Source organism: Novipirellula sp. (assembly GCF_041583735.1).
Lineage (GTDB): Bacteria > Planctomycetota > Planctomycetia > Pirellulales > Pirellulaceae > Novipirellula.
Genome location: NZ_JBFHFD010000229.1, coordinates 1 through 12,224 on the forward strand (window position 1 = coordinate 1; position 12,224 = coordinate 12,224).

Sequence of the window (12,224 nt, forward strand, 5' to 3'; positions counted from 1 at the left end):
AGTTCCGTACCAGCTCAGTTCCGTACCAGCTCAGTTCCGTACCAGCTCAGTTCCGTACCAGCTCAGTTCCGTACCAGCTCAGTTCCGTACCAGCTCAGTTCCGTACCAGCTCAGTTCCGTACCAACTTCGTTCCGCTGCAATTTGCCATTGGCCGGACGCAAACGGTGAGACGTTTGCCAACAGGCCACCTCGAATCGCCCCACACGCTAATAGCGACGCACACGGACGATCAATGCGGTACCGATTGCGGTTAAGACGACATTGCCGATCCAGACGCCATAGGGAGGGATCGATGCGTCTTTGGCTTGTTCGAGCCCGAAGATAAAGAGCGGATAATAGACTAGCAAGATTGGCAGGAAACAGATCCCAAACGTAGTCCAATAATCGCTCGTACGAGCAATCATCGCCAGCGGAGCTCCGACAAAGACGAAGAAGAAGCAGGTAAACCCTTCGGCCCATCGACGCCATGGTTCGACGTGCAATCGGGTCAAACGCTTGCCACTGTGTTCGACTTGCGCTTCGATATGCCTGCCCATCCCACCTGCGATCTCTTCGGGACGTGAGGTCAAGATGGAAAAGCCAACATGCGCGGCCAACTGACCTGCAGCCGCATGCGTTCGCGCGTCCTGTTGCAACCGCTCACTGCGGATCACTGCCAATGACAACCAGCTGGGGGTTTGGTTCTCGGGACCTTTGTCGACCATCGCCGCCGCCAACGGAATTTTGAATTCCGTTTGGCCCGGCACGATCCCTTGAATCCCACTTCCCGATTCGACTTGGCTGTCAGTGACATGCAGAATCAAGTTGTAGGTTTCGCTATCGAGTTGAAGTCGTCCTTCGCGAGCGGACAACTTCATCGGCCCTTCGCTACTGTGATTGTGAACCGTGACGGTGGGGTGGATCAAAGTCTGGCCCTCAACATCACGCACATGGATCGAAAATCCGTGGTCTGAGGTGTAGGAATGCTGGGCTCGCAAAACACGATAGGCAATGTCTTCGACCGACATCAGCACGACACGATTGATCCCCGGTCGCCCCCATGAGACCGCGAGATCCGAGACACCGACCGCCACGGGACTGAGCAGCGCGGCGAAGATCAACGCGGGTTGCAACAATCTCAGTGGCGAGATCCCCGAGGCCTTGACCGTGGAAACTTCGCCATCGGCCGCCATCCGGCCATAGACACAGCAAACCGAGAACAGTGCGGTCGCCGGAAACGCGAATTGCAGCGAAATCGGCAAGATGTACGGCAGCAATTGCACAATCGCCATGACGCCCAGTCCGCGGCGCAGCAGTTCCCGCCCGACACCGACCATCAAGATCATCAATGTCAATGCGATCAGCGACACCACGAAGATCTTTAAGATCTCGAACAAGATGTATCGCGTTAGTCGACTGGGAATGAGTGGAATCAAGCTTACCGGCAGCGAAATTTGCGTGGGATGACCATCGATCGGCCTTTTCGACTTGGACAATGCGTCAATTGCATGAAGACGATTGCTGTGTCGTTTAGCAAATCATCGGCGGCTGGCGGTAGACGGGATTTTTGAGAAAGCGGCAAAGAGAGGGGGAAAACAACGTCAATCCTTGGGGCGGCTTCGATGAACCGCCCCAAATCTGTTTGCAGAGGGACGAGGGTGGGGGGCCGCATTTGCTGGCATCCCGGCTGCCCACCGCTACCAAGTTTGGCTTGGGGGCGTCATGATGTGGCGAAGCGGCGAAGCAAATTCGTTTCGCCGCTTCGATAAACCAGTCCGCCAAACCGCATTTTATCCCAGAACAGATGGCTGCAACCTACAAAGACGCTGGCGTGGACCTCGATGTCTATGCCGAATCGATGCGGCGACTGCCCCGCTTGATGCATCGCACTTTTAGCCCTCGAGTGATCCCGAGTGACGGAGGCTTTGCCGGTCTCTTTCGCCTCGATTTTGCGGGCAAACTGTTTGCTCGCAATTATCAAGAACCCATTTTGGTCAGCGGCACGGACGGAGTCGGGACGAAGCTAAAAATCGCTCAGCAGACCGGTCGGCACAGCACGGTGGGAATCGATTTGGTCGCAATGTGCGTCAACGACCTCCTCTGCACGGGGGGAGAACCGCTGTTTTTCCTCGATTATGTCGCGATGGGACGCGACGATCCGGCACGTTTAGAGCAGATCGTGCAAGGCATCAGCGACGGATGCGTCGAGGGTGATCTGGCGTTATTGGGGGGTGAAACTGCGATCATGCCCGATATGTACGCGACCGAAGACTACGATTTGGCCGGTTTTGCGGTCGGAGTCGTCGACCGCAAAAAATTGATCGACGGAAAACAGATCGCCGAGGGAGACGTCGTGCTCGGATTGGCGTCAACGGGACTGCATAGCAACGGATTCAGCTTGGTTCGCAAAGTCATCAGCGATGCGGGACTCGATTGGGATGCCACGCCCGATGAATTCGACGGGCAATCGCTGGGCGATGTCTGCTTGAATCCCACTCGTATCTATACGCAAGCGATTCGCAGTATCCAATCGCATTACCGCGTGAAGCAGGTTCTGCACGGATTGGCCCACATTACCGGTGGCGGAATTCAGGAAAATCTCGATCGAATTTTGCCCAAAAACGTCGATGCCGAGATCGATCCCGCCAGCTGGCAGCCGCATCCGATTTTCCAATGGCTGCAAAAAACGGGAAATATTGAAACAGCAGAAATGCGGCGTATTTTCAATATGGGCATCGGCATGATCGCGGTGGTTAGCGATTTTTATGCTGGCAGCATCCAGTCGCAAATGGAAGAACTCGGGATTGCGTGCCAAACGATCGGTCGAATCGTCGGCGGCAGCGGCAAGGTCCAATACCGCGACGCGTGATCGCGTTGCCCGGCGGTTGCGAGATTGAAGATCACCTGCCACCTAACGCAACGCTGTGAAGAATTTAGAGACGGCAGATTACGGCATTTGCGTTCCGTAGCTACGCTCGCCACAGTGTGGATGGTTGCCGGCCAATACGAATCACCACCTTACTGGCGAAGGTAGCGACGAGAAAATGCTTCACAGCGTTGGCCAAAACGGCTCATCCCCAATGCCAGCTACTTTGGCATGAGCCCGGTGATTTTCGTAGCGGCGAGAGCCGCCCGGTCAATTACGAACGCGTTACATGCTGCAACCGGTCGGCTTGCGCCGCATTGCTATGAAAGTAGATGGCATTGCCCCACCGCTCAGTGCGCCGGCGGTTCAGTGCGCCGGCGGTTCAGTGCGCTGGCGGTTCAGTGCGTTGGCGGTTTCGAGCGGCAATCCGCGAGAAATCTGTCCCGTTGGCGCCCGCAATGCTTACCCAACCGGGTAAAATAGGCGAGGAAACCGACATTGCCCCAAATCGCGCGCTCTCCTAGGATCACATCACGACCCTAGCCAGACGTCTAAGGTGAAGACAGCGGTTCCCTATCGATCGCGTCTGCGCTGCATTTCGTGCGGCCCAGCACCGTTTACGACGCTTTCGCAAGTCGAAACACGCCAAAGAAAACTTCCTCAGGAAACCACTATGGATTGCCGTTTATCTACCGCCAACCGTACTCTGAGCGATCCCAACGCTTGGAGTGCCTCTCCACTGAGCGACAACGCCTCGGACGCGTTTGCCCTGCGGATCCCGAAACGTTCACGACCGATATTCAAGTGGTCCCCGCCGTTACTTGCGATCCTTTTTGTCGCCTTGATTGCGGAGGTGTCCCCCGCACAAAACGAGCAAGCCACGATCGATCGACCGGCGGCAGAGCAGGTGATCGGCAACGCCACCAAGCCCAATTTGGGTCCCGCAAAACTGGCGACTCCCGGGCCGAAAGACCCGCTTGTGGCGCGTTTGATCGCAACTTTGATGCCACGCAATCACGTATCAAGCCAAAAATTAAACGACACGATCAGCCAACGCGCTTTGAATTTGTTCTTGAAGTCGTTGGATCCGATGAAGCTCTATTTCTTGCAGGGCGACATCGATCAATTCCAACGCAACGCGACCCGCATCGACGACATGGTGCAAGCGGGTGATTTGTCGTTTGCCTATGAAGTCTTCGGCCGATTTGTTCAACGCGTCGATGAACGCGTTTCGGTTGCACTGCAAATGTTGGACGGTGAATTCGATTTTACCATCGAAGAACAAATCATCACCGATCCCGAGGCTACCGTTTACGCCAAAGATGCCAACGAAGCGAATGACCGTTGGCGGCGTCAGATCAAATACGCACTGTTGGATTTGAAGGACGAAGGCAAAGAGGGCGCTGAAGCTCGCGATCTACTTCGCCGACGCTACCTTCGCTACGACCGTCGTTGGCGAGATACCGACAGCGATGCGTTGCTGGAAATGTATCTAACCGCGGTCACGATGGCCTATGACCCGCACTCGACTTACATGTCGCCCGATTCGCTTGACGAATTCGACATGATCATGCGTCTGAGTCTCGATGGCATCGGAGCGCAATTGCGTGAAAAGGATGGCAACACGGTCGTCTCGCGTGTGATTCCCGGTGGAGCCGCTGCGAAGCACGGCAAGCTGAAAACGGATGACGTGATCGTCTCGGTCGGCCAAGACGAAGAGGGACCGATGGTCGATATCGTTGAGATGCCTTTGAATGACGTGGTGGGTTTGATCCGCGGCAAAGCAGGAACCATCGTCCGTTTGGGTGTCAAACCGGGCGGTGCAGGCGAAGTGGAAATTCACCGTATCGTTCGTGCTCGTATTGAACTGGACGAATCAGCCGCGCGAGGCAAGATCATCGAACACTCGATGCCCGATGCCCCCGGACAAACGAAAAAGATTGGCTACATCAACCTGCCTAGCTTCTACATGGACATGGAAGGCGCCAAGAATAACAAACGCGATTTCCGCAGCAGCACCCGCGATGTGCTGCGAATTATCGAAGAATTCAAGACGCAGGGGATCGATGGCATCGTATTGGACCTCAGCACCAACGGCGGCGGAAGCCTGACCGAAGCGATCAACTTAACCGGATTGTTCATCGACCGCGGCCCTGTGGTGCAGGTCAAGAACGCCGATGGTTCGGTCCAGCAATACGACGACGATGATCGTGGCACCGCTTGGGATGGACCGCTGGTTGTTATGACCAGCAAGTTCAGTGCAAGTGCGAGCGAAATTTTTGCGGGTGCGATCAAGGATTACCGCCGCGGCATCGTGGTCGGTGACCCAACCAGCCATGGCAAGGGCACCGTGCAAACGCTGATGGATCTTGGCCAACAATTGTTCCGGAATAACCGAGCTAACTACGGCGCTTTGAAGGTCACGCTTCAACAGTTCTATCTGCCTGATGGCGAGAGCACTCAATTGGCCGGAGTTGCTGCGGACATTGTCTTGCCCAGCATTACCGCGAAGATGGATGTGTCCGAAAGCGATTTGAAGTTCGCCCTTCCAAATGATCGCGTCAAACCCGCCAAGCACGAAAACTACAACATGGTGCCTGCGGATTTGATTGGCCAATTACGAAACGACTCGATGGGCCGGATCAGCCAAGAGAAGGAATTCACGGAACTTCTCAAGCGAATCGAATTGTATGTGCAACAGAAAGAGCAAGCATCAATCTCGCTGAAAGAAGACGAGTTCATGGCTCGCCGGAAAGAACTGGATGCTCAGAAGGAAGAAGAAGAGAAAGAACTCGAGGCGGAAGTCGGAGCCCAAGAGGTCTATCGCGACTACTTCTACAACCGCGAAGTGCTGAATATCGCTCATCAATACATCGATGGGCTAAAGAAGCAAAACCTAGCGGTCGCTCGCTAATCCAGCTGCGACACGAATGAATAAGAAAGGCGGAGTGCAACAAACGCACTCCGCCTTTTTTTTGGTTCAGGGTAAAGACGAAAGTCTTGACGACTTCCGCTACGAGAGCGGTGCACGCTCTCAAATCTCAGCCGCGACGCCGCATCAATCTGCCATCATCCCTTTAGCCACACTGGCGATTTTTGCGATCTGCTCGGCACTCAAATCGCTTAACATTGGCAACAACGGGCCGGTCTCGCAGATCCCTGCACCAGCAACGGCGTGATGTAGAACACGAATGGGGTTGATGTCGTTGCGAAGATCTTCGAGCGGCTCGAACCATTTGCGAATCGATTCGGCGGTTTCAAAATCGCCCTTGTGAATCGCGTGCATCATCTCCATCGACTTTGCGGGGGCGACGCAAACACAACCACTCGTGAATCCTGTGACACCAAAGTCGCGGAGATGGACGATCGCGGGTTGCTCACCAATACCGCTGACGATCCGTTCGGCGGGGAACACGTCCATCACTTCTTTTAGATAGTCATCTTGAGACGGATCGTCGCGAACCACCGCGTACTTGATCCACGAGATTGCCCCGTCGCTCTCAAGCTTGCGAACCAAATCCGCATCGAGCCAACGATCAAACTTTAAATACAAAACCAACGGCTTGCCGTAGTACTCGGCGAGCCGACGCGTCGCGGTTGCAATCCCGTCGGGGTCCACGATATCGCGAGCCGGCAACAACATCGCAGTGGGAAAATCAAATTCGCGAAGCACCTCGATCTGGTCCATCGCAAACCCGTACGCCGGGCCGATCGACGGAACGACCACGGTGTCGTCGGAGGTCTCGTCCGCCAGCAGCTTGAGCAGCGATTCATATTCCGCGAGCCGAACGTGATAGAAAACCGCGTTGCCGCCGTACAACAACGAGCGAACTCCGCCCGCTTCGAGGTGCTTGATCAGCTTGGCGTTCTCGGCACGATCAATTTTTAGGGACGCATCGCGTGTCAACGGCGGAACGGCAATCACGCTTTCGCGAAGTTGAGCAGACGAAAAGGGAGCGGAATTCATGGCGGATCTAAACCCGTGGGGCGAGAGGATACGGAGGGAGGAGGGGACCGGACGGCAGGAGAATGATATTGCCTCGCTTACGCTTTTTGAAGCTGCGTGTTTATCACAACCCGACGCGTCAGCGAGGGAATCTTTATCTGGACTCGATCCCTCGTTGACGCATCGGGTTATGGTTTGCCGGGGAAATTTACGCTTCGGGTTGCGAACAACGCATCGCTTCAACCGACAAAACTGGCGACACTTCTTAATCCGGGATGACTTCGCCGCGAATCAGATCATCGAATGTCTCACGACGCCGAATCAATTTGGCGGTGCCATCTTCGATCATCACTTCCGCAGCCCGTGTCTTGCTGTTGTAGTTACTCGCCATCACGAAGCCATAAGCGCCTGCGTTTTCGAGCACCACATAGTCGCCGACCATCGGCAGCGGCAATTTGCGACTTTCAACAAAGCCACCTTCACGCTGCGTGAAGATATCACCGGATTCACACAAGGGTCCACCAATGATCACGTCCAACTGCTCACGCGCGGCAACGTCGCCGCGAGCACCGCAGACCGAGATCGGATGATAGGCTCCGTACATCACTGGACGTGCCAAGTCGTTGAATCCTGCATCGACTAGAACAAAGACGTTGCTTCCCGCTTTCTTGACACTACGGACTTCGGCGATCAGCGATCCGCTTTCGGCACTCAAATAGCGACCGGGTTCAATTTCCAAGTCCAATCGATGCCCAAACGCTTCGCCGAGCCGGTTTCGCGTGGCGTCCCAAAGTTGGAAATACTTGTCCAAATCGACATACGACTCATCGCTCTTGTAGGGGACGGGCAATCCGCCCCCGGCACTGATCGTCTTTAACGTGCGGCCGACCGAAAGTGCGGTACGCTCCATCGCTTCGCACACTTCGCTCAAATGCTCGAGGTCGGTGCCCGAACCGATGTGCATGTGCAGCCCGGTGATGGTGATCCGGCTCTGATCGGCACGCCGCAAACATTCATCAATCTGCTCGTGCCAGATGCCGTGCTTGCTCTGCTCGCCGCCGGTATTGGTTTTTTGGCTGTGACCGTGCCCAAACCCAGGATTGATTCGCAGCGTGACTTCCGCCCCAGGCCGACGCTCGCCCAGCTGGCTGATCATGTCGGGCGACCCACAATTGACGTTCAACGAATGCTCGACCACCAAATCGAGTGCTTCACGATCAAAGATATCGGCGGTGTAGACGATTTCATGCTTCGCTGGATCGGGACTAAACCCAGCGGCGATCGCACGACGAATCTCGCCCGCACTGACGGCATCCACCACCACGTCCTTGCGCCGCATCCGGTCCAAAATCGCCAAATTACTACAAGCCTTTTGGGCGTACCGAATTCGGTCAAACGCCGCCAAATCCGCAATACGCTGCTGGACCACGGAAATGTCGTAGACGTACAGAGGCGTGCCAAAGGATTTTACGAGGTCAGCAATCGACTGACCCGCAATCTCGGTGCGGGCCGTGGAGAAGGTGGGCACTGTAAGCATTTTGGATTAGCAAACCGCTTGAAGGAGGCAAAGGAACAAAGTCGAGCAACAACCCAAGCAGTGTACCCGCAAATCCAAAAACGCCCAGCCAAGGTAAGCACGACGAAGCCGCAATTTCACTCACCGAGCTCGCCGAACGGCCTGCCTCATGAAGCGAGTCGAGCGTCCACCTGGGCGACCCCACACCCAAAAACCAGCACCCCTCCAATGGACACATAGCTGACTGTTCAGGCTGCACTCATTTTCGCTTTGGTGCCGAGGACGCAACGGACACGGGGCACTGAATTCGTCCTCCGCAAAGCGGCGACCCGAGCAGCGAACCTCCTCGCGATGCTCAACGACAGACCCTATTCACGTTCGTGACCAACCGAAGATTCCCCCACATTGGCTCCCCGATCGACGGATGGACGGGACACCCGTCATCACGATCCGCCAGCCGCAAACTGCCGCCGAGGACACGCGACCGCAGGTTAGGAATTCGAGTAGACCATGACGCCACCTAAAGACGATGAGGTGACGTCGGACGACATCCATGGCCATCTTCCGAGGAATCCAACAAGGGAGCTATGCGTTCCCTTGTGGATTTTGCGAAGGCGATTCAGATGGAACCGAATTCGACGTTGATTCGATCGCATCCTGCACCTGCTTGCGAGGCCCCTGAGGGCCTGGGCGACGACCACGGCGACGCCCCTGTTGAAGTGGGATGAAACGACCCGCGACTGGCTGAAGCAGCTTGCTGATACACAGTTTATTGATGCTTAGGTTCATCTCGGCGCTCTCGACCTTCAAGGCATCATGCAGACTCATCGGGAGCCGAATGGTGATCATTCGCTCAGGCTCTGCCGAGTCTCCCTTGGAAGGATCTTGGCTTCGCATTGCGGCGACCATTTCCTGCAACTCCGCGAACTCGTCGCTCGCCTCAAACTGACGCATACTCTCGGAGTCGGTGAACAACTTACGGACCACGCCGTCGACACCGAGCATCTCACGATAGAAGACGACCCAACTGCCGGTCTTGGCGAACGCCTCCTGTGCCAAACGCAAAACTTCTTTCCCCTTCTGCTCCTCAGGCACATTGACATCAAGCGGGGCAATATCCAAACGGGGGGCAATTACATCCGTTTGCTCTGGCAAAGGATCGCTAGCATATCGGAGTTGAGCGTTGGTTTCAGTTTGGGACATTTTGAGGATCTTCCTTTCCTATGGCTGTGCCAGGTCGGCACGTCGTGTGGGTGTTTGTGCCGCTATCCTCACGCCCGGTCAAACGCCACTCCCGAACCTATGCTTTCAAAACAACTTAGGCCCATTGCTAGCCCTCTGCCTAAATCGCGTGCAGGCCTGCCGCAGCCAAGGCATCGACTGACTGCACAAAAAACGCGCACCCTCCTCATGTGCATTCGCCAAGTGTCCACTTCAGGCGGCAAGGTGGCGGCACGAAAAAAGAAAACCTAGAAATGCGTGTTTTGCAGCAAATCTGCTCATTTGAAGATTTTATTTGCTTTACAAGCATTTCAGCTTGCCCTTCAAAACGGCCAGCAGACCTCATGACGAGACTTGTTGACGCCACGGTGACCATGAGACGCGGCAGCAGAAGAACCACAAGAGGGGGAACACAGCGTGACGGCTATCCCTATGCAGCCCGCCCGCAAGGTCAACCGCCTCGAATACGACTCGCGAGGGAATGACGCGGTGGGGCGCCAGCGATCTCCCACCCTGCTCGGCCGCTGTGAAACCCTCTCGATTACCACCTCCCAAACCGACGCCAGGCCTTCGCAAGCCTCCGATTCTCGCGACCGAAATCACGGCCGCCAGAGCGATTTTGCCGCAGAAGAAAAGCGACAGAAAACTCCAAGCGGGGGGGCGGCAAATCAGAATGGCAAAAGGGCGTAGGAGGGCGTTTTCATTTAGCGACGCTAGGCGGCGAAACAGTTTCGCAGGACGGCAGGAGCAGGTTGACCCAACCCGAGTGGCACCCCCACCGTGACTGGACCGCTTGCGTCACGACGCAACACCAAAGCGAATAGCCTGCGGGGCACGCGATGGTCCGCTAGCAAAAGAGACCGGGAACAAAACCCTAGGGTGACTACCGCGCCATCACAGTATCACAGGCATCGGCCAACAGACTGACCGCACGGTCAATCTGGTCTCGCGAAGTGGTCCACCCGAGGGAGACACGAATCGTGCGGCGGATCTGCGTTTCAGTCCGCCCGATTGCCTTCAGCGAGCGAGTAATTTCGTCAGGCGGCTCGGCCGACTGGGCGGTCGCAAAGACCAATTGCCGCGCTGCTTTTTGAATCAACCCCGCATCACAGGGCATCTCGATCGCCATCGTATTGGCGATCCGCGGCGACTCGCTGGCGAGCAAAATCGGCGATTTTCCAAGGGAAGATTCGAGTCCATTAAGAAATCGATCACTTAGCTCGGCGAAGTTGTCCGAGACCTCGCTTTCACAGCGGCTGGCGAGATGTGCCGCCGCCCCCAAACCGATACACCCAGGAACGTTTTCGGCTCCCGGACGCAGCCCCATTTCCCGAGGCTCGCCGTGACAGATGGGGGACAGATGCAGGCCACGGCGAACGTAGATCGCACCGCTGCCTTTGGGCCCATAGAACTTGTGCCCACTAATCGACACCGTGTCGGCGCGAAGCTGCGAAACCTCGACCGGCAACTTCCCAAATGCTTGGGTCGCATCGCAGTGAACTGACACCCCCCGATTGTGACAGATATCCGCCACTTCACGCACTTTTTGAAGCGTTCCCAGGACGGGGTTTGCGAGCTGCAGGCAGACCAGTCGCGTATTGGATCGCAGCATCGACTCGACCTGCGCCGGGTCCACCACACCGTTTTCTTGGCACGGCACCCGTTCCACATCGACTCCGTCGGCGCAAAGCGAAAGCGCGGCCCCGAGGACCGAGTCATGCTCGAGCTCGCTGACTAAAACATGACGACGCCCAGCCACCGCTTTGCTGCCTGATTCCAAAACCGATTGAATGGGATGGGAACGTTTTGCCGACGAGACATCCGCTCCGGGAAGTCGAGGCGAGGGCATGGTTTTCAATTGGCCGCAGATCGCCAGATTGTTTGCCTCGGTCCCGCCGCTGGTGAACACAATTTCAAAGGGATCACAGCCAACCATTGCGGCGACCGACTCCCGCGCCTGCTCGAGTGACTCCCCCACTGCCTGGGCTTGCGAGTGCTCTTGCCCAGGCAACATGAAGTGAGTAGCCCAGTACGGCTGCATTGCCTCTAGCACCGAAGGGGCGAGCGGCGTCGTTCGATTAAAATCCAAATAGATCAAGGGTCAGCACAAAACAGGAGAAGAGAGGGCAAATCAAACCGATCTGTCGTCGGAGCCGCGAACACGCGGTGCCGACGCTAACGCGAACGAATTTGCAGCGGGACGCCGAAGTGACCAGCTACGCTAGCAAGAAATCTGCAAATTTCTGCTCCACCCCTTCTGCGGGGTGGCAAATGATAAACCTGATGGTTTCGCATTGTACTGGACGCCACGGCATCGCCCCAGAGTAGTCGGTGGCCCCAGAAAAACCAGGGTTCAAGGCGTCGGAGCCAGCGATTTGCGAGTTCCCATCGAGACACCCCGATCAGTCCACACTGCGTCCTCAAAAGACGCGAAGGAGTGAAAATAATCACCTCTGATTGCTCAGGCGGGTTTGCACTGAAGCAGTGAACAGGCGATAATCAATACCGTGACGGATTATCATTCCCACATGAACACAACCCCCTCTCTCTCTCGGCCTTGTCTTACGGAGCGCGAAATGAAGCGTCAGCGAATCGGATTTACGTTAGTTGAGCTATTGGTGGTCATTACGATCATCGGAATATTGATGGGACTTCTGCTTCCCGCAGTCAACGCCGCACGAGAGGCTGCACGCCG

Annotated in this window: 8 protein-coding genes; 3 read left to right on the forward strand and 5 right to left on the reverse strand. The window is 56.0% G+C overall.

Features of this window, described 5'->3' with window-relative positions; genetic code table 11:
- Positions 1–207: 207 nt before the first annotated feature.
- Positions 208–1,476 (reverse strand): LptF/LptG family permease, encoded by a 1,269-nt coding sequence (locus ABX962_RS17505; RefSeq protein WP_372721329.1) that lies wholly within the window; start codon positions 1,474–1,476, stop codon positions 208–210.
- Positions 1,477–1,784: 308 nt separating this feature from the next.
- On the opposite strand from ABX962_RS17505, the gene purM reads away from it, so the two are divergent.
- Together purM and ABX962_RS17515 are read left to right on the forward strand one after the other, a co-directional pair.
- On the forward strand, positions 1,785–2,849 hold the full coding sequence (gene purM / locus ABX962_RS17510) for a phosphoribosylformylglycinamidine cyclo-ligase (RefSeq protein WP_372721330.1): 1,065 nt from the start codon (positions 1,785–1,787) through the stop codon (positions 2,847–2,849).
- A gap of 670 nt (positions 2,850–3,519) precedes the next feature.
- Complete coding sequence (locus ABX962_RS17515; protein ID WP_372721331.1) at positions 3,520–5,760, forward strand: carboxy terminal-processing peptidase; 2,241 nt, start codon at positions 3,520–3,522, stop codon at positions 5,758–5,760.
- Between the two features lie 144 nt (positions 5,761–5,904).
- On the opposite strand, the gene ABX962_RS17520 is transcribed toward ABX962_RS17515, so the two are convergent.
- The 4 genes from ABX962_RS17520 to ABX962_RS17535 all read right to left on the reverse strand — a co-directional run bounded on the left by ABX962_RS17520 (position 5,905) and on the right by ABX962_RS17535 (position 11,627).
- Positions 5,905–6,813, reverse strand: a complete 909-nt coding sequence (locus ABX962_RS17520; protein WP_372721332.1) for a dihydrodipicolinate synthase family protein — start codon at positions 6,811–6,813, stop codon at positions 5,905–5,907.
- 244 nt (positions 6,814–7,057) lie between these two features.
- Positions 7,058–8,329, reverse strand: a complete 1,272-nt coding sequence (gene lysA / locus ABX962_RS17525; RefSeq protein WP_372721333.1) for a diaminopimelate decarboxylase — start codon at positions 8,327–8,329, stop codon at positions 7,058–7,060.
- A 564-nt stretch (positions 8,330–8,893) separates the two neighbouring features.
- Complete coding sequence (locus tag ABX962_RS17530; RefSeq protein WP_372721334.1) at positions 8,894–9,511, reverse strand: hypothetical protein; 618 nt, start codon at positions 9,509–9,511, stop codon at positions 8,894–8,896.
- A 901-nt stretch (positions 9,512–10,412) separates the two neighbouring features.
- On the reverse strand, positions 10,413–11,627 hold the full coding sequence (locus ABX962_RS17535) for a cysteine desulfurase family protein (protein WP_372721335.1): 1,215 nt from the start codon (positions 11,625–11,627) through the stop codon (positions 10,413–10,415).
- 478 nt (positions 11,628–12,105) lie between these two features.
- On the opposite strand from ABX962_RS17535, the gene ABX962_RS17540 reads away from it, so the two are divergent.
- The coding region (locus ABX962_RS17540; RefSeq protein WP_372721336.1) for a type II secretion system protein at positions 12,106–12,224 on the forward strand (119 nt) is incomplete at its 3' end.

Excerpts from the sequence above, each read along its gene's own strand:
- ABX962_RS17530 (WP_372721334.1), bottom strand. The coding sequence starts at position 9,511 with ATGTCCCAAACTGAAACCAACGCTCAACTCCGATATGCTAGCGATCCT.
- lysA (WP_372721333.1), bottom strand. The coding sequence starts at position 8,329 with ATGCTTACAGTGCCCACCTTCTCCACGGCCCGCACCGAGATTGCGGGT.
- purM (WP_372721330.1), top strand. The coding sequence starts at position 1,785 with ATGGCTGCAACCTACAAAGACGCTGGCGTGGACCTCGATGTCTATGCC.
- ABX962_RS17515 (WP_372721331.1), top strand. The coding sequence starts at position 3,520 with ATGGATTGCCGTTTATCTACCGCCAACCGTACTCTGAGCGATCCCAAC.
- ABX962_RS17520 (WP_372721332.1), bottom strand. The coding sequence starts at position 6,813 with ATGAATTCCGCTCCCTTTTCGTCTGCTCAACTTCGCGAAAGCGTGATT.